At 53.8% G+C, this 24,489-nt stretch carries 24 protein-coding genes; 3 read left to right on the top strand and 21 right to left on the bottom strand.

The annotated features are described in order from the left end of the window. Nucleotides 1-5: 5 nt before the first annotated feature. The 21 genes from VV088_RS07670 to VV088_RS07570 all read right to left on the bottom strand — a co-directional run bounded on the left by VV088_RS07670 (nucleotide 6) and on the right by VV088_RS07570 (nucleotide 21,061). Complete coding sequence (locus tag VV088_RS07670) at nucleotides 6-332, bottom strand: hypothetical protein (protein WP_289424227.1); 327 nt, start codon at nucleotides 330-332, stop codon at nucleotides 6-8. A 56-nt stretch (nucleotides 333-388) separates the two neighbouring features. Next, nucleotides 389-925: a hypothetical protein gene (locus tag VV088_RS07665; protein WP_289424228.1), complete on the bottom strand. Its 537-nt coding sequence runs from the start codon at nucleotides 923-925 to the stop codon at nucleotides 389-391. A gap of 3 nt (nucleotides 926-928) precedes the next feature. Beyond that, on the bottom strand, nucleotides 929-1,999 hold the full coding sequence (locus tag VV088_RS07660; RefSeq protein ID WP_334600148.1) for a pentapeptide repeat-containing protein: 1,071 nt from the start codon (nucleotides 1,997-1,999) through the stop codon (nucleotides 929-931). A gap of 31 nt (nucleotides 2,000-2,030) precedes the next feature. Next, nucleotides 2,031-3,188: a hypothetical protein gene (locus tag VV088_RS07655; protein ID WP_334600147.1), complete on the bottom strand. Its 1,158-nt coding sequence runs from the start codon at nucleotides 3,186-3,188 to the stop codon at nucleotides 2,031-2,033. A gap of 5 nt (nucleotides 3,189-3,193) precedes the next feature. Continuing rightward, the gene (locus tag VV088_RS07650) at nucleotides 3,194-3,421 is read right to left on the bottom strand and encodes a hypothetical protein (RefSeq protein ID WP_334600146.1); all 228 of its coding nucleotides are present in this window, start codon (nucleotides 3,419-3,421) and stop codon (nucleotides 3,194-3,196) included. Further along, a complete protein-coding gene (locus tag VV088_RS07645; protein WP_289424232.1) occupies nucleotides 3,418-4,044 on the bottom strand; it encodes a hypothetical protein in 627 nt (208 codons plus the stop codon). The genes VV088_RS07650 and VV088_RS07645 overlap by 4 nt, the downstream gene beginning before the upstream one ends. Before the next feature lies 1 nt (nucleotide 4,045). Then, complete coding sequence (locus VV088_RS07640; RefSeq protein ID WP_289424233.1) at nucleotides 4,046-5,326, bottom strand: PAAR-like protein; 1,281 nt, start codon at nucleotides 5,324-5,326, stop codon at nucleotides 4,046-4,048. 11 nt (nucleotides 5,327-5,337) lie between these two features. After that, nucleotides 5,338-6,120 (bottom strand): hypothetical protein, encoded by a 783-nt coding sequence (locus tag VV088_RS07635; protein WP_289424234.1) that lies wholly within the window; start codon nucleotides 6,118-6,120, stop codon nucleotides 5,338-5,340. Between the two features lie 21 nt (nucleotides 6,121-6,141). Next, on the bottom strand, nucleotides 6,142-8,760 hold the full coding sequence (locus VV088_RS07630) for a hypothetical protein (protein WP_289424235.1): 2,619 nt from the start codon (nucleotides 8,758-8,760) through the stop codon (nucleotides 6,142-6,144). A gap of 20 nt (nucleotides 8,761-8,780) precedes the next feature. Then, nucleotides 8,781-9,473: a hypothetical protein gene (locus tag VV088_RS07625; protein WP_289424236.1), complete on the bottom strand. Its 693-nt coding sequence runs from the start codon at nucleotides 9,471-9,473 to the stop codon at nucleotides 8,781-8,783. A 10-nt stretch (nucleotides 9,474-9,483) separates the two neighbouring features. After that, the gene (locus VV088_RS07620) at nucleotides 9,484-10,785 is read right to left on the bottom strand and encodes a hypothetical protein (protein WP_289424237.1); all 1,302 of its coding nucleotides are present in this window, start codon (nucleotides 10,783-10,785) and stop codon (nucleotides 9,484-9,486) included. A 159-nt stretch (nucleotides 10,786-10,944) separates the two neighbouring features. Further along, entirely contained in the window at nucleotides 10,945-12,834 is a 1,890-nt protein-coding gene (locus VV088_RS07615) for a hypothetical protein (RefSeq protein WP_334600144.1), read from the bottom strand. Beyond that, nucleotides 12,831-13,670 carry a PP2C family protein-serine/threonine phosphatase gene (locus VV088_RS07610; protein WP_289424240.1) on the bottom strand — a complete coding sequence of 280 codons (840 nt, stop codon included), beginning with the start codon at nucleotides 13,668-13,670 and terminating at the stop codon, nucleotides 12,831-12,833. The genes VV088_RS07615 and VV088_RS07610 overlap by 4 nt, the downstream gene beginning before the upstream one ends. 25 nt (nucleotides 13,671-13,695) lie before the next feature. Beyond that, nucleotides 13,696-14,208 carry an FHA domain-containing protein gene (locus VV088_RS07605; protein WP_120396145.1) on the bottom strand — a complete coding sequence of 171 codons (513 nt, stop codon included), beginning with the start codon at nucleotides 14,206-14,208 and terminating at the stop codon, nucleotides 13,696-13,698. A gap of 32 nt (nucleotides 14,209-14,240) precedes the next feature. Further along, the gene (locus VV088_RS07600; RefSeq protein ID WP_289424241.1) at nucleotides 14,241-14,792 is read right to left on the bottom strand and encodes an FHA domain-containing protein; all 552 of its coding nucleotides are present in this window, start codon (nucleotides 14,790-14,792) and stop codon (nucleotides 14,241-14,243) included. Next, a complete protein-coding gene (locus VV088_RS07595; RefSeq protein ID WP_334600143.1) occupies nucleotides 14,792-15,367 on the bottom strand; it encodes a hypothetical protein in 576 nt (191 codons plus the stop codon). The genes VV088_RS07600 and VV088_RS07595 overlap by 1 nt, the downstream gene beginning before the upstream one ends. A 69-nt stretch (nucleotides 15,368-15,436) precedes the next feature. Beyond that, nucleotides 15,437-15,877 (bottom strand): J domain-containing protein, encoded by a 441-nt coding sequence (locus tag VV088_RS22735; protein WP_289424243.1) that lies wholly within the window; start codon nucleotides 15,875-15,877, stop codon nucleotides 15,437-15,439. A gap of 183 nt (nucleotides 15,878-16,060) precedes the next feature. Continuing rightward, nucleotides 16,061-16,489, bottom strand: coding sequence for a hypothetical protein (locus VV088_RS07585; protein WP_289424244.1), 429 nt, complete (start codon nucleotides 16,487-16,489; stop codon nucleotides 16,061-16,063). Nucleotides 16,490-16,509: 20 nt separating this feature from the next. Continuing rightward, entirely contained in the window at nucleotides 16,510-16,938 is a 429-nt protein-coding gene (locus tag VV088_RS07580; RefSeq protein ID WP_289424245.1) for a hypothetical protein, read from the bottom strand. A 22-nt stretch (nucleotides 16,939-16,960) separates the two neighbouring features. Continuing rightward, entirely contained in the window at nucleotides 16,961-19,144 is a 2,184-nt protein-coding gene (locus VV088_RS07575; protein WP_289424247.1) for a hypothetical protein, read from the bottom strand. A 51-nt stretch (nucleotides 19,145-19,195) separates the two neighbouring features. Continuing rightward, the gene (locus tag VV088_RS07570) at nucleotides 19,196-21,061 is read right to left on the bottom strand and encodes a vWA domain-containing protein (RefSeq protein ID WP_334600142.1); all 1,866 of its coding nucleotides are present in this window, start codon (nucleotides 21,059-21,061) and stop codon (nucleotides 19,196-19,198) included. Between the two features lie 268 nt (nucleotides 21,062-21,329). Here VV088_RS07570 and VV088_RS07565 point away from each other — a divergent pair, with 268 nt between their 5' ends. The 3 genes from VV088_RS07565 to VV088_RS07555 all read left to right on the top strand — a co-directional run bounded on the left by VV088_RS07565 (nucleotide 21,330) and on the right by VV088_RS07555 (nucleotide 24,395). Next, a complete protein-coding gene (locus VV088_RS07565; RefSeq protein ID WP_334600141.1) occupies nucleotides 21,330-22,625 on the top strand; it encodes an ISL3 family transposase in 1,296 nt (431 codons plus the stop codon). Nucleotides 22,626-23,868: 1,243 nt separating this feature from the next. Further along, entirely contained in the window at nucleotides 23,869-24,201 is a 333-nt protein-coding gene (locus tag VV088_RS07560) for a hypothetical protein (protein ID WP_334600140.1), read from the top strand. Next, on the top strand, nucleotides 24,153-24,395 hold the full coding sequence (locus tag VV088_RS07555) for a hypothetical protein (RefSeq protein ID WP_334600139.1): 243 nt from the start codon (nucleotides 24,153-24,155) through the stop codon (nucleotides 24,393-24,395). The genes VV088_RS07560 and VV088_RS07555 overlap by 49 nt, the downstream gene beginning before the upstream one ends. The last annotated feature ends 94 nt before the right edge of the window (nucleotides 24,396-24,489 follow it).

Raw genomic sequence — 24,489 nt, 5'->3', positions numbered from 1 at the left:
AAGTATTACTTAAAGCAGGGAACACCCAGCTGCGAAAGCCACCGCTGCAATTTCTTGGCGGGGAACCCGGTAAGTGTATACTGCTCACCGGCACGGCTGTGGATGGTCACCGCGGTAATGAACAATATCCGGCTGACAGAAAATCCTTTGACTTCAGGTAAAGCAACATCCATAAGGACTGTGCCAGACATGGACATATGGAAACATATTCTTCTATTTGTTACATAGATAGTACCCTGATACATCCGCGAAGAGAGCCCCCACTTCTGTTTAAGGGACATGGGGCCACTACCCACCAAAGTTTCATTTGATGCCAGTTGAAATCGTGCCATTGCGATTCTCCTTTACCGCATCCAGATCAAGGGAACCCATCGCTCCAATCAGTCAGTCATACCAGGTTGACTGGCACCAGGTCATATCCGGTCGTAACCCGCCGCAGCATACTTTCCGCGACAGGCAGAGAAACCAGTATCACATTTTCAACAGGCCCTGCAACCTGAAATATCTGGTGTGCTTGAACAGATCTGAGCCGAACGACCAGATTTTCAAGCATTCCATTGGAATAAAAGGTGGTTTCTTGATCCATGCAATCTACCGATTTGAGCATTGGACTCCAATATAATGGAGAAACATCTATCTCGGGGTCGTTTGCAAATACCTGGACGCTTTTAAACTTCATCTGCGATTCGTATAAGCCCCAAAGGCGCTTCATCTTATTTTCAATCAGGAGCGTTGGTTGGAAAAGCACATCGCAGATTTCCATCTGCGGAGAGTACTCGAAATATGCAACCTGATGTTTGGGAATTTTCTTAGGATCGATAACCATCCCCGTTGTTACAGGCCCCTCCACAGCAAAATGAAATATCTTAATTGGGTTGCTCAAAGATGCGTCCGGCTTCAGCCAAAAATATTCAAAAGACTTCATCGCTCACCCCTCCTCCGAGCTGATTTGATTTTGAAGGGTTGGGCAGAGTACACTGTTGTCTGCGGATAGTTCAATGAACTGACATGAACCAATTTGGGTACTGCCAAGATTTGAATCGTTAAACTGGACGCGCTCAAGCAGGCAATTTGTGAAGGTAGTTTGCCCACACGACACGCAATCCTTTTTTTCACGGCTCTGTCCAAGGTCAGACCATACGCAGCTGAATCTAACGTCCGTAAATCGCGTTGCGTAAAACTCAGCTCCCATTATGCTCAGGTCCGATAAGGTGCAGTTTTCAAATGTGCAATCAACGAAAAGCGCATCACAGAGCGCACATTGTTCAAAGACAACATTCCGAAATGTGCAATGATAGAATTTGCTATCTGTTAGAAACAGCTCCGTAAAGGTTTGCTCTGCAAAGGTGCAGTCTTTGAATTTGGAAAACCGTGCATCTGTTCCGTTTTCCAAGTAGGCCAAGTCGAGTTCTGGCCGTTCACCCAGCAACGGGAGTTGACGTTCCATATACTCACCCGCAGAAACAAAGAAAAATATTTGTTTCCGCACAGCAGCCCACTCCTCAGACTGCGGAAGCTGACGCAAATGCGCCTTCATCACCATGCAATAGGTAATCAAAATATTTTGCGCCGCTTCAAGCGCCTTTGCCCTGATTTCTGGAGGGCGGATATAAGTATTTAGCGCCAATTCACCGCACTTGCGTTCGAGCGCATCAATGAAGTCGGCCCAACCATAAAAAAGCCAGGGGGCGGGAATTTTTTCGCTCAGAACAGGATCAGAACCAAAAGGAATGTCTTCGTATGCCTCGATCAATATAGCAGGCTTACCCTGCAGCAGAGAGGTCCACAGTACTGAGAATGTCAGAATACATATTTGGCAATCCATCCGTTCCTGCATTTTGGCAAGTGCTGCCAAGAAGCTTTTCCCGTGGGCCAGCAGCAGCTTTTCCGCCCGTTCATAGTCTTTGCCGTATTGCTCAGTCACAGTTTGCGTCCACTCAGTGAACAACGGCACAAAGCATTGTTCTTGGAACTTCTGTGTGGCTTTTTCTCGCTCCATTCAGCTGCGCACCTTTCCTGCTTTTCTATTGCTATGTCAAAATAACATTGGGCGAGGTCATCGTAATTCCCTCGTTGCGAATATCCACATAGGAAGCCTGGGTTCCCAATAGGATATGGTTCTCTGCCACTATATTCACCGTATCGCCGGCCTGTATATTGACATTACAGGCCGAGGTAATGGTGATATTCTTATCCGAAATAATCTCGATCCCTGTTGCGTCCATGAGGTTGATGAAGAGTTTTGCCTCTTTGCCGATAATCATCAGCCCATCCTCAGTTAAAAGGATCTTTTTCCCATTAGGGCCGCTCCAGATCTTGTCCGTAACTCTTTCGCCGGGATTGACCTGGATGGAGCAGGCTGCAAACGCCTCCCCCTCGTTGCCAGACGGGAAGAACACCCGCACCTCGTCACCAGCAGCCGGCATACTGTACCACCCGCTGCCATCCTGCGATGAGTAGGAGGTTGAGTAGGGGAACCACCAGTCGCCGCCGCCATCATACGAAGCGTCAATGGAGTTGAAAAAGACCTGCACCTTGTCCATCTCCACATTCTGCACGATTCCAGTCATGATTTTGCCGGCCGCCTGCGCGTTGGCTATGGGCGCAGCCGCGAAACTGGTCTTGCGACCGACTGTGTATTTGCATACCAGAGTTCCATCCTCCAGATAGGCCTGCACACCGCGTACATAAAGCGTGCTGCCATTGAGAGATATGGCATCTCCCATATAGGCATAGTCAAAGGATGTTACGACATCACCGCCAAAGTCGGAAGACATTGCTCCGCCGCCTGCCACAGCGGAAAAGCGGCTGTATTCGCTGACTTCCTTACCGGTATCGTACTCCACCGCCGTGATCGTTCTTGATTTGCTGGCGGGCGGCGGGCCCACATAGATAAACGGCTTTTTTGCGGTAATACTGGCGCAGGCGGGCGATTTCAGCGCCGACGCCATGCGGATGGTGAATTGCCAGTCTGTTTCATTGCACTGGATGATAAAGGCGCCCGTCTGCTTATCTGTAGCGGTTACTGTGATCGTGCCTCGTCCGCCAATCATTTTGCTCAAGACCTGTCCGTAGGTCATGGTTGTACGCTGATAGGTCTTATTTGCGGGCGCAACATCCAGGGAAACACTGGTGGTTTTCGCCTCAATGGTGACGAAAGCATAATCGTTTTGCCGTTCATGAACCAAGTTCGTTACCAGGCCATAGAACAGCTGCGACGGCTGCCCTCGGCGGAGGTAGTAATATCAATGGCGAATGTCTCATCGACCCTCTGCGTAAATTCCATTGCGTCAGCATAGGGAATCAAGCCTGTCATTTTGGCTGTGCCGTGCTGATTGGGGAAATGGGTGATTTCCAGACTTAACAGCTTGGAGTAGGGAACCCCTACGATTTTTATCGTGTCATATGTAATTGCACTCATTCTGACGCTCCTTCTTCAACAGGGGAAAAAGAACCGACGATTTCCTCTGCTATTGGTAACAACCGCTCCTTATATTTTCGGTCGAACATAACGGTTCCAATCAAGAGCCGTCCCTCCAGAATGGTGTAGAAGATATATGAATAGCTAACACCCTGTAAAGCGTTCGCTATTACCTCCATTACACCGATGTTGCCATTCTCACGCTGCTTAATATCGCTTTTGATCACACGGGCTTTCGGGCCCATGCGTTCCATAAGTTGCTTTGCAAACGGGAGCAGTTCCGGGATGCCCTCAACGGACATCTCATGGGCCGTCCAATTGAATGCCACAATGAAATAAGAATAGCTATTCCCATACAATTCCTGGGGCGGATTGCCGGAGGGAAACATGATCTTAATTTCCGCTTCCGGGCGTAGTTCAAAATCCACGGGCATACGAATCACAGCATGTCCGTCAAGGACTTTTAAATCGTCAAACTTGGTGGGGATACGGAAAATCTCGACATGATCGTCGTATATCGACTGCTTCTTTTCCTCCTCCACGGTTTTTGCTGAGTGTCGGGCCTTCTCCACACTTTCGGCTTTTTTTTGAGCCTTCAGAATTTCTTCATCGTAGTGTTCCATTTTAACCCTCCAACTGCTGCGGCATGACTGCGAGTGCGAACTGAGACATTGGTTCCTGGCTACCGTTGAGCCCAACAGCATCATAGTTCATCATGGATTGATTTAGCGACATACCTATAACACTGCTGTTCTGAACTGCAGGGGCCGTTTCACCTGGCATCAAATATTGTACGCTGCATCCCTGTTTCACAAGGAAATCCGAAATGCCTGGAGAGAATACACCATTGGGCGACTGGACCGCGCCATATTCTTCCATTCCAAAAATGATATCCGCAAAGGATGGAGCGGTTTGTGGAGAAACAGCCTTCATCGCATTATATGCAGCGACCGCACCACCTGCGGACAGGTTTGCAGGCTGCTGGAACATCTGAAATGCACCCAACTGGGACATATCTGTGATAAAGCCCTGCTCATTTAACGCATCCGGCGGCATTGAAGCGGTCTGGTTCTGCACAAATTCCTCTGCCCTCTGGGCGGCTGTCATTTGCAATGGCGCCATGGGGGCATCCGTCAGACCAAGGGCAGGCATAACGCGGCTTGCTGTGATAGCCGAGTATGTAGACATTGTCGCCATGGCCAGCATATTCACAGCTGCAGCAGGCGTTTGGGTAGTAGCCGCAGGACCTTCGCCACTGCTTGAGACCGTACCAGAACTATCGGTAGCCTCTGATGGAGGAACCGCAGCGTTAATTTTCGCCATTGCTGCTGTCAATGCCTCCTGTGCCCGGTTGTCTACCACATTTTTGTCTTCCTCTGTCTCAGCCGGAGCTTCCCCCTCTGAGGCTTGTGCCCCATCAGGAGTACCTTCTTCCTCCATGATGGTAATTGTGCCGCCATTTCTGCAGGATAGGAAACTGTCCTTTGTGAGTACAGGCGCACCATCCAAAATGTGCTCTTCATCGCAGTTTTGCCAAACCTGGGGAGTATCTGGTTCACATTTGCAGCTGATCAGGCCAATATCCGCCAAAATATCCCCCATACCCTTGCCTGTTACAGCAGTTACGACCATAGCCAGGGGATTTCCGCCAAGCAGGAAAGACATAACACCCTTTTGCAGTTGGATTTTAGGATTCGTGCCTGATTTACAGTTTCCAAACCCAATTACAGTGTCCGTTGTATGGTCATTCGCATTAAGAAGCGGCTGCTGTTCTGGACCAACGATAACGCCATGATCCACTACGATATTCAGATAATTGCCTTTTGGCGCGGTGCCGCAATCGCACATTGCCTTCATTCCACGGGTAATATATATTGGCCCATGAGAAGTTCCTTCTTCAGGCATACCAGCACCTCCTACTCTACGATAATGGTCCTGCGCCCAGACCTGCGGTTCCTTTGCGGTGCATTTCCACCTTCCTTCAACTGCTCCAGCCGGGTCAACAGGCCCTGATACAGTTCCTGATTACCGGTGGTTTCATCATCCATGCAGTCACAGCGTTTTAAATAGCTTTGGACTACCTTTGCAGGCAGCGCATACTGCTGTGCCAGCCAGTTTATGCAGACGGCCGCATCCAATGCCGGAACATCGGCAATTCCCAGCACTTCTTCCGCATAGGCTTTTGTGATGGCAGGAGATAGCCCGTTGCTCTCCAGGGCAGCATAGGTACTGTGAATGATATTGAGGGTGTCGTACAGGGTATCCCTGTCCCGGAAATCGGTATAGGTACACCGCAAATAGGCTCCAGGCTGCAAGCGGAACCGGCAAAGCTCAAATTCACCGGAGCCCAGAGCGCCCTGATCCGCAAGCTTCAGGGAAAATCGCCTTACAATGCAGTTGCTGTTGCCCTCATTGCTGCCGATATACAGTTTCAGATATTTGATCTCATCTGTGGGCAGGTATTTTACCGAAAGCGGCTCGTGTATCCCATAGAGGACGCCTTCATAGCTGATTACGCCAGGCCCCATCATGATGGTATCCGAGGTCGTGCTCAGCTCGCAGCCCGACAGAATCCCGTTTCCATAGCCTCTGAACAAAAGGCCCGGGAAGTCGAAGCTCTGTTGTTCGAGAGCAACCAGATATTCATTTCTCAATATCGCACCAGAGGAGAATTTAGGACGTCTATGATATGTACTCATGTCTGTTACCGCCTACTCAATTCATTTTGTCCCATCAAAGAAGTTGGTCACCCAGCCCTCCGTCTCAAAGCGGAAGAACTGGTCGGGGCCAAGCCGCAGCTGGCCATGCTCACGGAGCACCGGCACCACGGTAAAGCCCCACCGGCTCTCGTCCGCCAGCACGAAGAATTTGAGCTCCCGGTCCACGATGTCGTCCAGGTCATCCTGCCGGATTTGCCGGTTGTACTTGGCGACAATGTCTTCCGGCTGTTGGTTGGTAAATTTCTGCGGATCGCAGGAGCAGTTGTAGACATACCGCTGCCGCCCCTCCAGGTCCTTCAGGTAGAGCTTCAGAGTCAGATCCGCCATGTTGCGGGAGATGAAGCCCCGGATATTCTCCCGGTCCAGGCTGTGGATCAGCGTCTTTTCCTCGTTGGTATGGGTAAAGGCCGTGACCACATAGGGGAATGCCGCCTGGTCATGAGTGATTTGCACATCCGCATAGCCAAATTTGCAGTCCTTGAGGTACTTGATGGCGCCGTTCAGACAAATCAGCTTCAACTCGTGCAGCTGGTTGCCCGCGCCTTTCCGGCGGGAGGACTCAATGATCTTCCCAGGGATAAACTCCTTTAGGGCCTCGCGGAAAATGTCAATCCGGCAGGATTGGCCAGTAAGCCGAAGGATGGCATAGTCCTGGAGTTCGTCCTTTTCATAGGGGCCCTCAATAAACTGCCGGACAATGCCGTAGATGTCCGCACGCAGCAGAAGATTCAGCTCATAGCTGTTGATATAGGCTGTAGGGATATCCTTCAGTGTCTGAATCTGCCCATCCTGCCGGTAGGAGAGCTTCCAGCGGTCCACCAGAAGGCATTCCGTCACATTTTCTTTGAGCGGTACGCTGGAAACCGCCATGCGCAGAATATTGGTTCGGCTGTAGAAGGCCTTCTTAACCCGCTCCGCAATCTCAAACAGGAAATAGAAATTGTTCTTGACGGCGTAGTAGTCCACCCGGCTGCTGTGCTCATAGTCCCGGAACCGGGTGGGCAGAATCTGCTCTGCCTGCGCGTAAGCGTTGTCCAGGCCGGCGTAGACCGCGTCCACACCATCCTGATCCACATTCCGAAACACATCCACATCGAAGGAGCGAATCAGGTCTGCCGGGTCGGGCAGGTCATCACCGCCCAGCTGGCGGGCCAGCGTGAGCTTGAGCAGCTGCATCACCCGATAGGTCAGGTTGTTGCCGCCAAAGTCGGTATTACCGTTCTCATATGCGGTGGCAATGTCTATCTTATAGGCCACCCGGCGGTCAGTAATACGGAAACGGCAGGAGGACAGGTCGGTGGTGCCGCCGCCGCAGTCGATGATAAGCGCCTGGTAGAGCTGGCCGTCCTTATACCGTTTGCTCTCAATCATCTCGGAGATGGTGTTGTAGAGGACCGCCACGCCTTCGTCCAGCATGTTGTCGCTCTCCAACTGGTAATCGGGCAGGATCTCTTGGAACAGTTGGATGAAGAGCGGCTTTTGCTTCACCGGGGCGGAGATATGCAGGCTGCTGAAATTGCACTTAAACCGCTGCCTGGCGCAGCCAATCACATATTCCAGATACGCTTTGATGATGTCCTTGCGGGGGGTGAATACCCGGTGTCCTTGGCGGTCCACCAGTTCCTCAACCCGGTCCGCGTCTCCCACCCAGCGCTTGAGGTCATAGAATACGCAGAAGCCCTCGTCAATGTAGCTCAGGTGGAACAGCCGGTTGGCCTCATGGCCGAACGCATAGCGGATCTCCCCACTGTCAATGCCGATGACCGCCGCCACCGTGGGGAGGATCAGCGTCTCGGCATCGTTATGCTCCACATCCAGATACGGCACATAGTTGATCTGGTCCCGCTTTAGAATCTGGGTAATGGGGTCGCCGTTCAGCCCCTCAAAATAGGTGTTGTCCAGGTAAATGCCCGCAGTGGTATTGGAGGAGCCGAAGTCGATGGCCAGCGGCATCCGGCTTTCCAGCAGGGGCCGCACCTCAAAATTGAGGACGGGAACCGCATGGAAACGCAGATGCTCCGGCACAATGGCGGAATCCTCCATATAAAGCCGGTAGAGGAGGTCGGACTGCGTCCTGTCCATGCAGTAGAGGGTATAGTTCCTGACCTTGGACTCCTTACAGTCCAGCCCCGCCGCCTTGGTGATAAATAGGCTGTCGGGATCGCTGCCGTAGGCCCGGAGGTTGAAGATGGCGCACAGCTCGCCGCCGCTGACCAGCAGGGCGTTGGTATCCGCCAGCTCTGGGAGATAGCCGATGGTGAAGTGGTCGAAATACTCAATGGAGATCCCGTTGTAGGCGGTGATCTTAGCGCAGCCCCGGAGGGAGTTGGTCTGGTGCAGATTCAGGCGTGCGGAAGAGAGGAGTTCCTCCAGCCGCTCCCAGCCGCCGTCTATCGGTTTTGTGATGAACAGCCGGTCCTCCCGGCCGCGGAACCGCATGATCTGCCGGATCAGCACATCCTGGTCCAGCGGGGCGTGGATGCCGTTGATCAGCCGCTCCTGGCGGCAGATCTCCCGGAGCTGGTAGGTGGTCATCAGCTCCAGTTCTTCCCGGCTGTAGTAGTGCAGGGTCTCTTTCGGGATTGCGCCGCGGTTGAGCGTATAGCTGTACCGGCTCAAATGGATCGCCGCCTTTCCTGCTAGTAGATTTCGATATCATCGGTGTGCATAGTGGCTTCAACGCCAATCACGCCGAAGTGGTGTTCCCAGAATACGCGCAGCCTGTGGTTGATAGGGAGAAATAATTCCTCAATCAGCTGCGTGTGGTGCTCCAGCCGTTCGTCCTTTTTGTCCGCGATAAAGAGAAGCAGCTGCTTTGGTTCGTAACGCTCCTGGTAAAGCAGCGCGTCCGGGAACAGCAAAACCGCCGCTTTGCGGAACAGCAGCAGAGAGGAGCCAGTCTGCAGCTGTGTCAGGGCCAGGGAGGACAGCCGCTCCCGTTTATCCAAATCAACGGCCTGGAGGTGGGCGGCGATGGATGGGCCGAACCCGCCGCTCTCCATTTCCCGCATCAGGCAGCGCACATAGAAAGCGCGTTTCGTCAGCCCATGGTGGAGGTCCACCTGAACAAGGAAGTGTGAAACCGCATCGAAAAAGTACTCCTGGAATAGGGGAGACTCCGTAAGATCCTCCCGCAGCAGGTCATGAAACATCGCGTCAAACCGGTACAGGGGATTGTACTCGATCTCCGGCCCCTCGGCCCGGGTTTCGTTCAGAATGGGGAATGCCTGCTCATACCAGGGGCTGCGGTCCTTTGCCGGTCGGAAAAAGAGCTCCGATTCATCTGTGCCATGCCGTTTGGCGTTTAGTACAATGTCCCAAGTGAAGTTCATAAGCTCCCCCCTATACCAGCTTTCCCTGACAAATATACTCGGGGAATAGGCTCTGCACCTGCGAAACCAGGAAACTCATGATGTCCATGGTGAGGAAATGGTCCGGCTGCTGGGACGAGAAGGTGAGGGTCATGGCCATACCCGCCTTTTCGGTTCGCAGCTCGTCTAAAATAAAGTCGTCCATGGGGTAGGTCTGGCTATATACATCGGTGGAAGGCTCCAGCTCGATGTTTTGGAACACAACATACTCTTCATAACTGTACGCGGCCAGAATGCGGGAGATCTCCGCTTTGGTCTTGATCCCGCGCCGGTAGCGGTCGGACAGGTTCCCGGCGAAACTCTCCCGGCTGAGGTTGGACAGGACCGGATAGGAGGTGCGGGACTGCTTGCTGGGACGGTCCACCCGGTAGAGCATCCACTGATGGGGATTTTCCTCCGGGCAGGTGATGAACAGGTCACCCTCCAGGCGCCGGACGTTGGTGATTTCCACATCGGTGTTGGCCACCAGGTATTGGCGGTCCTGCATCAGCCGGTGGGCAAAGATGCGGTGGTCGTAATTCGTCCGGTCCATGCAGGGCTCCGGGTAGGTGCTGGTCTTTTCAGAGACCGGCGCCAGGTTCCAAAGAGGGAAGCAGTCATACCGGACATGGGAGGAATACCCTTCAAAATCCACCCGGATCTCCTGTATGGTCTCCTTTGGATCAATATCCTCCACCGCAATCAGCTCCACCCGGAAAAATTTATGGAGATAGGCGGCGCACACGGTAGACCAGGGCAGGTAATTGGATGTGAAGATGTGATACAGATGCTCAACCTGTTTCATATAGGCCGTATCCATCTGGACCTTACACTTCGCCCGGTACTGTCCGTGCTCGGTAAAGACTGTGCCATGATAAATGTGGCCCGGGACCGCAAACTCCTGGATGGTATGATAATCGGTTTCAAGGAACACAGAGTAGAGCGGATAGGACTGGTTGGTACGCAGGCTCTCCTGCAGTTCTTCAACGGAGTGGACGGGTTTTTCTGTATCCGAGGGGATAATGGGATGCAGGAAGGGGTCTGTGGCGTCGTAGTGCGCCCGGTCCGCCAAGCCGATATAGACGGCGTAATCGCTTTGCACAGACTGGAGTTCGCCGAACACCCGCGATTCCAGCGCCGTGTATTCCTCCGTTGTGTAGTGGTACAGCTCTATCAGCATCTTTTCCACTACATCCTTAAACAGCTTCCGTTCATGCAGGTCTGGGATCTCCAAGGCGCGCTTTGCCAGATATTCCTCCATATCCAGGCCTGCTTCAAATACACTTTCAGCCATAAACCCTCCAAGAAGTCTCATATCATGGAACAGCGGCCTCCCACAGAAGCCCTTATCAGCACTGAGACGGCCGCTTTCCCGGCAAGCGGCAGCCGAATTTTACGTTTGGCAGCGGACGGATCATCCCTGCCCCAGAACGCTGTTTGGGATGGACTGCTCTCAGCCCACAGATTCTGGAGGAGGAGATTGGGACAGCTCCTGCCCATCCTGCGCCGCGTTCTTTGCGGCCTCCTCCTGTTCCAGACGCTCCTGCTCAAGACGCGCCTGCTCTTCCGCAGCCTTCCGGGCGGCCTCCTCCTCAGCGCTGATACCCATTTCCACCAGCTCCATCTTGCGGGAGACCTCAGCGACCTTATCATCGTTCTGCATACTGGAATAGACATCCTTGGCCAGCAGATAATACTTTTTGGCCTGGACATAGTTCTTTTCCTCATAGGCGGCTTCCGCCAGGGCCATGTATTCGGCCGCCTCGTCAGCCAGCGCCTGCTGGGCGGCCAGCTTTTCCTCCGTCGCAGCGATCTTGATCAGCAGGGCGGCCACTTGCACTTCGTCCTCCAACTCCGTGTACTTTTGGAGGGCGGTGGTGTAGTAGGTGAGGGCGGAGGTATAATCCCCCTTGGCGAAGGCGGTATCGCCTTCAGACAGTACCCCGGCTGCGGCAGACTGCGCCTCGGAAGTCTGCTGCGCCGCCGCCGCGTTATCCGCCTGCTCCTGCTTCATGGACTCATACAGACGCTCCAAGGCGGCGATAGCGCTGTCCCGGCCTTCGGTGAAATAGATACTCCCGGCCAGGAGCTGGGCGGCGGAATACTGCTCCTCTGCCTTGTCATACTGGAGGTTCGTCACCAGCGTGTCGCCAAGGGCGATCAGGTCATATACCGTGATATACTGGCCCGTCTGCTCCAGGCGGTCCTGAATATAGTCCAGACCGAGGTTGTCGGCGTAACGGGAGCGGTTTTGGGCGTTGAGATAGTTGCGCTGCGCATCCCGGTACTCCCCATCATTGAGGTCGGTATCGCCGGCGATAACACTCTCAATTAGCTTCATGTAGTTGGAAGCGTCATCTTGAATCTCTTTGTTTTTCAGCTTGTTAGCGAGATCCAGCGCGTTCTGGCACTCGGTTTTGGCCCGGGGATAGTTGTCGGCTTGAATATACTCTATCGCGTCATAGAAGCTCTGCTCCATAGCCGCGATATCCTTTTTTCGGTTATTGTGCATGACCAGCAGCACAACGGTCAGGATCACCAGCACCAGGAGAATGGGGATGGCGATCATCAGAATCTTGCGGATCTTCCGTTTCCGGTTCGGGTCAATAAAAACCTTGTTGAAGAAGATGGTGGCGAAGGTGTATTTCTCCAGGCCCTCCGGTTGGCGGGACAGGAGCATTTCCTCCACCGAGTCCACAATCGGCTGGGGCTCGTCCGAGGCCTCCGCAAATACGTCCTTCAGCTCGCCCTCATCTACGTTTTCCCAGATGCCTCTGGTATAGAGGGCAACAGCGTCGGCGTTGGCCAGCTTGAATTTTTTGGATATGTAGGGGGAGAACCCCTTTTCCTGGCCCAAGTAGCAGAAAAGGTTATGACGCTCCTCGTGTTGGGCCAGCTTATCCTGCTCCAGTTTCTCCTCCCGGACCATATCCATGCTCAGGGAGCTGTCCTGGCTCTGCATCCGCAGGAAGCCGTCCCGGTAGAGCCGGAACCGGGTGTTACCCGCCTGTCCATAACGCAGCTTCACATAGTTTGTAACCAGTACTGTTACGGAGGCCTTCAGCTTCATCTTGCTGCGGGCCGTGAGCAGGGCGCGGTTGGCGGTCCGCAGGTACCGGCGCACAGCCCGTTTGCTCATGGACGGGGATTCCATAAACGCCGAAACAACGGTATCCACTGCCAGTTTGGCGCTGATGGCGTCCACATCGTCGTCAATGCCGTCCGCAATGACATAGCAGGCGAACTTATCAAGTTCTACAAAACCGAAGAAATCGGTGTTCTTGATTTTCCGGCTGGCCTCTGATGTAAAGGCGGTCAGAAATTCTGAGTTTTGCTTTCTCATCGCCCGCCTCCGTTCCAGCGTACCAGAATCACGCTGGCGTTGTCCTTGTGTTCGGCCGCCGTGGTGTTGACCCGTTCGGTGATCTCAAAGGCCATCCGCTGGCAGTCCTGCCCATGGGCGAGGATGTCTTCAATATCCCGCCAGGGGAGGAGGTCATATACGCCGTCGCTCATCAGTACAACGATATCGCCCCTGCGCAGGGCCACCGGCCGGTCGATGAATTCTACATCCTTAAAACCGTCCTGTCCCACATAGTTGTACAAGCGGTGGGTCTCCAGCAGAACCAGGGCGTCCTCACGGGAGAGTCGGCCGATGCGGAACTTTTCCTCCGCCAGTACGTCCAGCGTGTGGCCGGCGGACATGGGAACCAGGTCACCGTTGCGGTAGACGCAGACTTTCACATTCCCAACCACCGCATAGTACAGCCAGCCGTCCCGGACCATGGCCGCGCCTACACTGGCGGAGCCCCGGCGCTCGTTGTCCAAGATCCGCAGAATCGCACGGTTGGCGGCAGCAAAGGCCTTGCGGAAGTAGTACTGCGGATTATCGAAAGCGTTATAGTCCTTGAACAGGTCCAGGAATGTTTCCACAGCCGCCCGGCTGGCGATCCGGCCGCCATATTCCTTCCCCATACCGTCGGCCAGGACGGTCAGCAGCCCGGAGTTGGTGTAGAGCGTACCTACCTGGTCCTCCTGCACCTCGCGGCTTCCAATCGTCATGGAGGAGCCGACATCCGGCCCGCCGGATATCCGGGGCGCTTTCAGAACGATGAACCGGATCAGCAGCAGGATCACCGCTAATCCGCCCAGGCCCCATAAAATTGTTTCAGGAGTCACGCGGTTCGCCCCCTTTTATTTGGTGTCACTCGGTCTTTTGTCCCCACATGAAATGATCGCCGCAGAAGGGAACAAACAGAAACTTGGATTTGCCCAGTTCAATTTCGTCATAGGGATTGAGCGGCGTGGGGGCATAGAGCGCGTTGCCGTTGAGATAGACGATGCCGTTGGCATCCCCCGGCAACAGGACGGTTTCACGCTTTTTCGGGTCAAATACGATGACCGCATGGTTCCGGCGGGAAATCTCATTGTCACCCAAAATCTGGATGTCCATATCATCAGCCCGGCCCACGAAGTTTTTGCCCTGGACGACCTGGTAATCTTTGCCCTGGCGGGGGCCGTCGATGCAGACGATCCAACCGCATACCGGCTTCACATCCTCGCGGAACAGATCCTCCTCGATCTCAACCTCCGTGCGCTGGGTCTCTTTTTTCTCTTTGGTCGCAGTTTCGATGTTGCAGTAGGGGCATACCGTCCCATGCCGCCGCTTGCTGAACATATGTCCGTTCTGGCAACGGATCAGATTGGATTCAGACATAACTCTATCTCCCTTTACTTTATTTTTTGTTGTCACCGAATCAGCAGCCGTGCCAGCCCAATATAGATAATATCGCCGGCATCCAGCTTGCAGGGCTGGTCAGGAGCCAATTTATATTTTCGGCCGTCCTTACTGGACTGGACGCTTATACCGTTTTTGGAGGCCAGATCCTCCACATACCAGGAGCCGCCGGTGTAGTTCAGCACCGCGTGCTCCACATCTACCATACTGGCATAGGTGGAGGAGGCGAGGTTGATATCCACCTGGTTTTCCCTCACATCCCTGCCGATCACCATGCTGACCTTTCCATACAGGGGCCAGGTGGCCAGCGTCTGACCTTCCTCATTCAGCAGCTGGACTTCGGTAACTTTGGCGGCGGGGGGCATATCAAGGATCGGGGCCCCGGCCTGCAGCGGATGCCAATGTCTCTCCCGGACCGCTAAAATCAGGAATATGAGTATCATGGCGCAGCCCAGGGCAACGAGCCACCAGCGGATGTCACCTTCCAGATAGAAGTAGCTGACCAGGGCGATTGCTCCGCCAGTCAAGATCAGGAGCAGATCGACAAATCTTCTGTTCTTCATTACACAGCCCCTTTTCCAGCTTTTGATTCATGCCTTGCTTTAAAAAAGGTATCCAAAATTATAAATAGGAGCATCGCTTCTTTGAATGGGATGATATAAAATCTTAGAGTAAACTCTGTGTCTATTTTTGTCAGCAAGCTGCTTGCAATCCCCCAATTTTCGGCCCATTCCCAGACCACGAACAGGCCATATGCGAGCGCATAAGCCCCATACTGCAGTTGTTTTGGGTCTCGGAAAACACTGAATACAACAATATAGAAGATGAAGGGGATAGCTTGTAAGGCAAATTCTACATTCTTGATTTCATCAATGTGGAATGTCCATACGAACTTTTCCAGCAATACGACTGTTAGATATAGGGTTAAGAGATAGCTTATACCATATAGGACAAACGAGGCCATCTTGGGGTCAAATAAGTCTTTCTTCTTCAAGATGGAGTAGATGTACGAGATGCCTGGCAACATCGCTAGGCTTACAGCAATGGCGGCAATAGGGGAGATGATCAGAGCGAAACCGTCTGATACGAAGGGGCTGATGACCCATATAAGCAGCAACCATAACGCCTCAAAAAGCACGAAGATACTCCTGCGATGTATGTATATGCTGCTCAGAAATCCTTTGAATGTGTTTTTCACCATCATCTCTTACTTAAACCCCATAAATTTCTCAAACATATCGGACATGTCCAGCGGGTTCTTTTTCTGGCTCTGACCGGACACTTTGGATTCGTCAGTGATCTCACCGGTCTGAGGATCGAACCCAAAGAAACTGGCAAAGCCGCCGGCCATCTGAGAGAAATCTATCGGCCCTCCGGTCGGCGCCCGCGGGGCGGTCCGTGCAGCCCCTGGGCGTTTAGCGGACTGCTCCCTCTGGGTCGGCTGCTGGGCCGCATCGTAGGATTTCCGCTTATCCGGGTCGCTCAGAGTTTCGTAGGCCTCATTAACATCCTTGAACTTGGCCTCTGCCTGCGGATCGTCTGGGTGCAGATCCGGGTGCAGCTGCTTGGCCAGCTTTCGGTACGCTTTTTTTATCTCGGCATCTGTAGCGGTAGGCGCCACGCCCAGTCGCTTATATAATTCATTCATTCCATTTCCCTCCCATTACATGGCCCTCGCGCAAAGACCGCTGAACCGGCAGCGGCCCTTGCGCGGCGGTCATAAAAACAGGTGTTCTTTCAAAAAAGGGCGCGCCCAACTAAGAGTCGGACGCGCCCCCTGCTTTACGCGAATTGCCGCGTCGCACTATGCTTGATTGGATGTACGCTTCGCTTACGCGGCGGGATAGCCGCCCTCGATGGCGATGTTGGCCAGCTTGTCCTTCTTCTGCTTCACATTCAGGTGGAAGGTGCCCACGCCCTCAGTGTTGCCGAAGTGCTCGGTGTAGTTGACCACAAAGGCGTTGGGGAAGGTGTACTTCCGCTCCACGATGCCGGCCTGGATGATCTCCACCGTCACCTTGCGGTAGCAGTTGGAAGTCTCGGCGGGGACCATGGACCACAGGCCCATCTGGCGGGTGGAATCCTCGGGATCGCCGTCCACGGCGGTCAGGATCTTGCCGGAAATGTCCAGGGTGCAGCCAACGTCCTTGGTGCGGGCGTTGGAGTCCAGAGGAATGTCCGTCTTGTAGATGACCTTTTCAACGCACTCCTTGGCAACTTCGAAGCTGCCCTGGCCTTCGATTGTAACTCTCAAAGACATCGTTCATTCGCTCCTTTCGTTTATTCGCCGCCGAACCCGCCCTCGATGGCGGTATCCGTCGTCTTATCCTTCTTCTGTTTCACATGCAGATAGAACTCGCCCACGCCGGTCTTGTCATCCAGGACCTCGGAGTACTCCATGACGAAGGCGTTGGGCAGGGTGATCTGCCGAACCACCTGGGAGGCGGAGATCACATCCACCTTCACCTTCCGGTAGCTGTCCGCAGACTCGCTGGGCACCACGCTCCACTTGGCCATGTTGAGCGTAGCGTCCTGCTCTTCGCCGCCCAGGGAGAAGAGCATTTTGCCCCAGATCTTCAGCGAAGCGCCGTTGTCGGTAGCACGAGCGTTGGAGTCCTCGGGGATCTCGCTGCGGAACTCCACGTTCTTAATGCACCGTTCACTGAGTTTGACGGGGCCGGATCCATCAATTTCCAGTCTGAATCCCATGGTTACATTACCTCCTGATCATTTATGATTTTTTAGAAGAAAGGCGGTTGATCAAGACTTCCAGATTGCGTGCGTTACCATCGAAATAGATGGCCAGATCGCACATGCCGGTGGATTCATCAATCGAATAGCCAAGGTCGTCGCCTTCATCTAACACAGCATTGATGCAGTCCTGCTTGGCCACCCACTGGCTCTTCTGGCTGGCGGGATTGTTCGAGAAGAACATCTTGATCCGGTCCTCCTTGAAGTCCCCGGTAGCGTGGCGCAGGATGCGCATGATATAGGTCGTCACCTGCGTCTTGTAAGCGGGCTCATAGGTGGCGCGCTCAGGATCATAGAGCAGGTTGCGGGCCTTGTAGATGGTAATATCTGTGATGTTTTTGCCTTCCAGGGCAGCGCTCTCCGACGCAAAGACCCAGCCGAAGTTCCGGCGGTTGATCTGGTCCTTGATCGTGTTGGTAAAGCCGGTGATCTCCTTGGGCATGGTGGTGCGGGTCCACAGGGCGTGATCCCCGGACTCCACATCATAGCGCACACCGGGCAGCTCGGAGTCATACTTCTTGCGCCGGTAATGGTCATGCAGATAATCGGGGCACTGGCAGGCGGCCCGGAAGCCGGCGGCAACGTAGGATGCGCCGATGTAGACGCCCTCGATCCAGAGCCGCATGATGTCCTCCTTGGCGTCGGAGAGCTGGGCCACATTGTCGTCGTTGATGGTCATCAGCTTATCCAAGGTCACCCCAGACTTGTTCTTGGGAATGACCGTGAAGTTGGGGATACAGGGGATGGCGTACTCGCTGTAGGGACGCCCCACCAGCGGCTCACAGCGGTCAATGTACTTCTGGATGCCTTCGGCCGCCACATTGTCAAAGGTGGTGTCGTCCCGTCCCTCAAAGGAGAAGAAGGTTTCCACCTGGTAATCCTTGAGCACATCCAGCAGGGTGGCCAGGGTCTCCATGCTGTTCACTTCATCATTCTGCTTGTGGATGTTGCCGGCAAACCGCTCTCGGCGCAGCTTGGCGCCCTCCTTGGGATTGATGGACACATTGGGGAAGATGGCGTACCAAACGGTGTCGGAGAAGTTGTTTTTCCCGTTGGTGCTGTTCAGGTAGGCGTGGAGGGTGGGAAGATTGGTGCTCTTCGCCAGCATCTCCGGGCGGATATTGGCCACCAGCAGGGTGGGGACCATGCCCTTCACCCGGCACTTGTACTGGTCGAAGAACATCTTCACGCCCAGCATCTTCTCCACCAGGGGCTTGACCACCTTGATGAAGCCGTCCTTGGCCTCCTTATAGAACTGGAGGTAGGAGTTGTAGTTGGCAACCTCCCGCTCTACATCGATCTGGGTCTGGATGGTGGAGGGCAGCGGGCAGAAGGTGCGTACCACCAGATCCTTCACGTAGTCGGTGGGGCACTCGTTGACCTGCTGATAGTCCTCTGCCAGAGCTTCGATCAGGCCGGTGTTGATATGGTCGTCGATGGTGGCCAGGGCGGTGGTCTCCTGCTTGGGGGCCTCCAGAACCTTCAGCTCGCCGTTGTCGCCCATGGTCAGCATACCCAGCGCGATCTGGTTAGGATTGATTCCCTGATCGCCGGCCCCCAGGAGCAGTCGGGTCTTGATATCCTCAATGGCCAGGGGCAGCATAGCCAGGACGTTGTTGTAGTTGTCGCTGGCGGACTCGAACAGGACGTTCAGCTTGTCGCCCACATCCAGACGGGCGGGGTCGCCCTCCTCCAGGGCTGCGTACTTCCCGTAGTTGTACCGGATCTCCTTACGGACCTGCCGGATATCCTCCATCACCTTCTTGGGAGAGATCATGTCCAGCAGATGTTCGAACCCGAAATCAACATTGAGAACGCCCTGAGACTTCTTGGCCTCCATGAGGGAGAACAGCATCTTCAGGAAGTCGTTCTGCTGGTTCAGCGGGATCTCGGTGAGCATATTCTCCGGGATGCTCTCCGGCTTCTTGAGGGTGTAGCGGACCGTCTGTGTGTTGGCGTCGTAGAAGCTGTAGATGCAGGGGGCGAATTTCTCCTGGAACTCCTCATAGCTCCGGCACAGCAGGGCCTCATTGATCTCCTTGATTTTGTCGTCGCTGAGGCTGTCAACGCCTCTCACATCGCCAATCATGGTGAGCAGGTCCAGCTTTTCCGGGTTGAACTCTTCCAGAAGAAGGGTGCGGTTGGTCTGGCTGATGATCTTCAAGTAATCACATCCCTTTGTTTAATAATTATGTAGACCATAGCAGGCAGAGCATCACTGAGGTTCCGCCGCCAGAAGTCTCATGTCACTGGGCTTTACATCCCGGTATTGGAGCGCAATTTCACTGCGTTCATCCTCGAACGTAATATCCACCTTTGAATTGAGGCTGATCTCATAACTGTGACCCTTCATCAGGATCTCACGGTTCTGCATCAGTGTGCAGTCGGACTCATTGGTCAGCAGCAGGCAATGGCCCGCTGCGGGCTGGAAGAAAATCTTATCCGCGCCTTCAAAGGGCTCGTCCACCTCGCAGCTTTCCAAAATTTCCTGCAGCGAAAGCTTTTTGCCGCCGGGAATACGGAACAGATTATAGGTAAGGGGCGGGAAGTCGTGGCCGGAAAGTGTGTTGGTAATGTAGATGTTCAGACGCCCCACATACCCATATCGGCTTGTTTCCTCTGTTCGGGCCGTTGGTGCAGTCGCTGCGCCGCCTGCTGCTGTTGTCGCCGGCGGCTGAGGCACCACCTTTGCCCGTTTTCTGCGGGACGCAAGCCAGATAATCAGCATTGAAATCAGCGCCAGCAGGATCAGAGATCCAACGATTATCTGGGGGCGGTAATCCTCCAGAGGCGGCTTCGGCAGTGCGGCTGGGCCTTCCAATTCCATGGAAATGGGCTGCTCCAGAATCAAATTTGTGTCCAGCCTTGTGAAATCAAACTGGATAGAGGCTTTCACACCCGCCGGAACAGTGCGCTGGAAGGTGACAGCCCCATCCTTCAGATAGCAGGGAGTCACGTCTCCGTCCACCATTACCGGAATCAGCATACCTTGGAAAACAGGATCTGTCAGCATCTGCCTGTCCGAGTCGCCCGCATCATAGAACGCGGCGGTAATATCCGCCATCCGGTCAGGATATTCCGCCTCCGGCTCCGTCGGATTGGAGTCGGTATAGGAAACCTGAAGCTGTGTGACCAGTACATACTCTGAGATAACGTCAACCTTTATCTGTCCCCCGGCCCGGCCCTGGAATGTGATATGTACTGCGGTATCCGTCGGATGATCCAGTTCCAGCAGCGTGTACCGAGACCCGCTGTACTGCCAGCCATTCACCGCGCTGAAATCCGCCTTCAGATTTTGAATAGGATTTTCACTGGTCAGAAGAACGCGGGTTCTGCTGGTATTGATCGAGGGAATGTTGACGGTGATATCCTCTGTGCCGCCGTCCGTATCCACAATGGCGGCCCTGGTCTTCTTAACGCCCAGCTGCTCTTGCAGGATGGAGTCAATCACGGCCTGAATATCCGCAGACTGGGGTGCGTGGTAATTGACGCCGTTGGTCTGTGCGGAAGCGGAAAAGATCGTATTGTCTTCGTCTGCCATATCTGCGCCCAAGCCAATCACATGGATACGGACGCCCTGTGTACGGGCGGCTTCCACGGCGGCCTGAAACTGGCGGGAGGATTCCGCTGTGGCGTCATCACTGTTCATGATGATCTCGCCGTCCGACAGGATCACCACGGTCTTTTCACTGGCGCTCACCGTATCCAGCAGCTCCATGGCTGTTGTCAGGCCCGCCCCGGCGTTGGTATAGCCGATATAGGTTACGGTGTCAACCGCATCCATAACCGGCTCCCGATCCCCGCTGTCCTGCATCCCAACGCTGGAAACAACGCTGGTGTTATATGCGGCAAAGCCGACATAGTAATTGGACGGCAGACTGTATATCAGCTGGGCAATGCTGTCCTTAGCCAGCCGTTCCCGGTCGTTGGTGTTCATGCTGTTGCTTGCGTCCAGCAGGAACACAACAGCCTTTGATGTACCCGGAGGCAGATTGGCGGCAGCGGCCTGCGTTGGTATGCAGGCCAGCAGCATGAACCAGGCTAAGATGAAAGAATATAGACGTGAACGTTTCCTTTTCACTGCGATATCCTCCCTGGGGCTGTTCAGATAGTTTGCCCGGTCACAAGACCCGGCGAGATTGTTGACAGTTCAGCGCTCCCTCACAATGTCCTCTATAAGTAATAACGTGGGAGGCCGTCGATTTTGGACACTTGGTTTTGGAGAAAATAAAAATTTTGGCTCATCGGTAGAATGAGTGGGTGGTAAAAACTGAACAAGCCCTTGGCAACACAGAGGAAACGACTATGATTAAGTTGCGAAACAAAAATCATGGAAGAAGGCCCCCCAAGTGCGAGCCAAGAAGCTTGTTCAGACCATCATCGGAAGCGCCGGTTTTGTCCTGGAGGACATCACCGTCAATCCCGAGATGAACGAAATAAATATCGCCGTGCGGCCAACTGAGCACGAGCAGTGCCGGTGCGGAATCTGTCATCGCAAGGCGGCGCGGTACGACAAGGGGCGCGGACGTCGGCGTTGGCGCGCCCTGGACATAGGCGGAAGCAAAGTATATATTGAGGCATACGAGCCGCGGGTACGCTGCCGGAAACATGGCGTGGTGACAGCATCGGTTCCCTGGGCACGGCACAACAGCCGTTTCACCAAAAGTTTTGAGGAAACCTGTGCATGGCTGAGCGTACACGCATCCCGTAGCACGGTCTCGGAATATCTGCGGGTGGAATGGCACACAGTGGGCGGCATCTGCCATCGGGTATATCAAGAGCTGGAAACAGCCAATCCCTCTCGCTTTGACAGCTTGGAAAATATCGGCATTGACGAAACCAGCTACAAGAAAGGGCACAAGTATATGACCGTAGTCATCAACCACGACACAGCCAGCGTGGTCTGGTGTGCAAAGGGATACGGGAAAGAAGTTCTCTCCCAATTCTTTGAACGGCTGACACCGGAGCAGCGGGCCTCTATCCGTTGTGCCTCAGCGGATGGGGCCAAATGGATCGCATCCTGTGTCGAGGAATACTGCCCCCATGCACAGCGGTGCGTAGACCCGTTTCATGTGGTTTCCTGGGCCACAGACGCCCTAGATCAGGTGCGTCGGGAAGCCAGGTCTGAGGCTCGCCAGCAGGCCAAAACTCTGCCCAAGCGCAAGCCCGGTCGTCCGGCCAAGGGCGAGGCTGCTCCTGAAAAGAACCAGGCAAAATCAGTGAAGAATCTACGCTATGTCCTGCTCAAAAACCCGGAGCATCTCTCTGAAAATCAGCAAGCACAGCTGCAATTCCTGACCAGGGCCAATCCTAAGCTCTACCGTGCCTACCTGCTCAAAGAGAATCTTCGTCTGGCTCTCAAGGCCGGGCCTGATGAGATCGCCGCTGCGCTCACCAAGTGGATGGCCTGGGCCCAGCGGTGCAGGATCCTCGTGTTCCGCGAGCTGCGCAAGAAAATCAAACGCCACTTTGACGCCATTGTTGCTGCCGCCAGATTCAGGCTTTCTAATGCCCGCTCCGAGGCCATCAACAACAAAATCAAACTCATCATCCGTACCGCTTTTGGCTTTCGCAACGTGGATAATCTTCTCGCTATGGTTATGCTCTCCTGCTCCAATCTTCATCCCACTCTCCCTAACCGCTGACCCGACCACTCTTTCTACCGAAGCCTCAAAATTTTTTGCAATTTTTTCTCGATTGGTGTCGCTTTATATGCTCTCGCATATTTTCACTAATGCCATGGCATATGAAAAAGTTCGTTTTTCAATCCCTTTAGAGGTGACCAAACAGTCTAGGACAATTACGAAAGGAATATGATAAAAGAAAGATAGCCTGGGATCAGAGTGGTCGCAAGGGATATGAGGTTGAATCCTGGAATCAACATCTTCTCTTTAAGCGCAAGAGCAGCGCATATTTTATTTCCCGGCAGATATTAAGGTCATCGTCAACGACCAACTATTTAGCGGCAGTTTCAAAAATCTGTGGAGAGGGCCGCTTGCACCGGTAGGGATATGTGTTGAATTTTTTATGCAAGAAAGCCGTAATATGTAGTAATTATCGAAAAATAATACGCATGTCTTCCAAAAACCGACTTGACTAATACAACAACCCATGCTATACTATTTATCGTTAATTGATTGTTTGTGCGTTCTTCGCTGAAAGCGCGGAGCCGGTTTCCTATGAAACCGGGAACGAGAGGCACTCGTATTGCACACGTTGTTAGGATTGTACGCAAGTACCGATTGGATGGGCTGCGCTGTTTAAGGAGCAGTCTGCCTATCGGTACTTTTTGTTATATATGATTTTTAGCCCATTGGGCAGAGAGGATGATGCTTTTGAGCGGACAACGGCCCTTTGCGTATGGGGCACAACGAAAGACCTGGCCGGAAAAAGGTTTCCGGCAAAATGAAGAGGCTTGATACCCCATAATCCAGAAACGGGAGTGGGTATCATGCCTCTTTTTTGTTTCCAGCAAAAATATATAAAATTGACGGGAGGCTGAGCATGGTATATTGGCTTGAAACGTGCGTATCCCAAAACAGAGGAGTATCTTCCCGAATCATCTGGAAACGCTGTGCCGCCTGTGGCAGTCCAAAACTGCTGGAGCGTGTACGCGCAGGCCAGCAGCACCCGGAACACTGGCGGGTATCTTCAAAGAGTGCCTGCGCCGCTTGGCCACTCCCTATGCGGAAAGCGGGGTGATGAAATACCGGAGCATGAGATCAGGCCGTCCGATATGCACTGCAGTGGATGCGGCCTCTATTTGGGATTGGGAGTCTGTGTGCTCCCTCCTGGATGCTGTGTCCTGGCAGACCCAGACGGTTTTGAGGCTGTTCCCAGCAGTTGGGACAGCATAGAGCAGATAATCGGAATGGAAGGAGAAACACCATGACTGACGCTGAGATCGCCCGTCCGCTGGAGCTGGAACTGCAAACGCTGTTTGGAGAGGACTCCTATCAGCTGGAGCAGAGACCCTGCACCGGCAAATATCGCGGGCACACAGACTACACACTGGTATTTGGCAGCGGACGGAGGCTGTATATCGGGCTGGACCAGCGCAACTATCTCAACAGCCTGTGGGACCAGCTGCGGGCCATCCGCCATTTCCGGGCGCACCAGACAGAGAACACCCGGCGGATCAACGCCGTGCTGTCCGCCCATGACACGCCCTTTTGCCGCGCAGAGGTGAGATCGTCCCCTATGACGGCGCCTCCAACCTGACGCTCTATGCGGTGGTGATACTTCATGCCAGCTGTGGTGTGCGTTTTGTGTACCGCACCAGCAATATGCACGGTTTCCTTGTGGGTTATGACGGACCATGCTTTGACTTTGAGAAATGTATGGCCCATCTGCTCCAGGACGCCTGTGGGAAGATGGCTTATATCAGTGTTCTGCCTATGCAGGACGCCGCTTAGATGGAAGAAATATAGATTGGAGGGAAACCTTTGGCGGCCATGTTCTTGGTGTTTATCCTATCGACCGGAGAAACGACGAAAGCTGCTATGATTT

The sequence above is a fragment of the Lawsonibacter sp. JLR.KK007 genome (genome assembly GCF_036941135.1).
Lineage (GTDB): Bacteria > Bacillota > Clostridia > Oscillospirales > Oscillospiraceae > Lawsonibacter.
The sequence above is the reverse complement of the archived record's forward strand: the minus strand, read 5'-3'. Positions and strand labels throughout refer to the sequence as shown.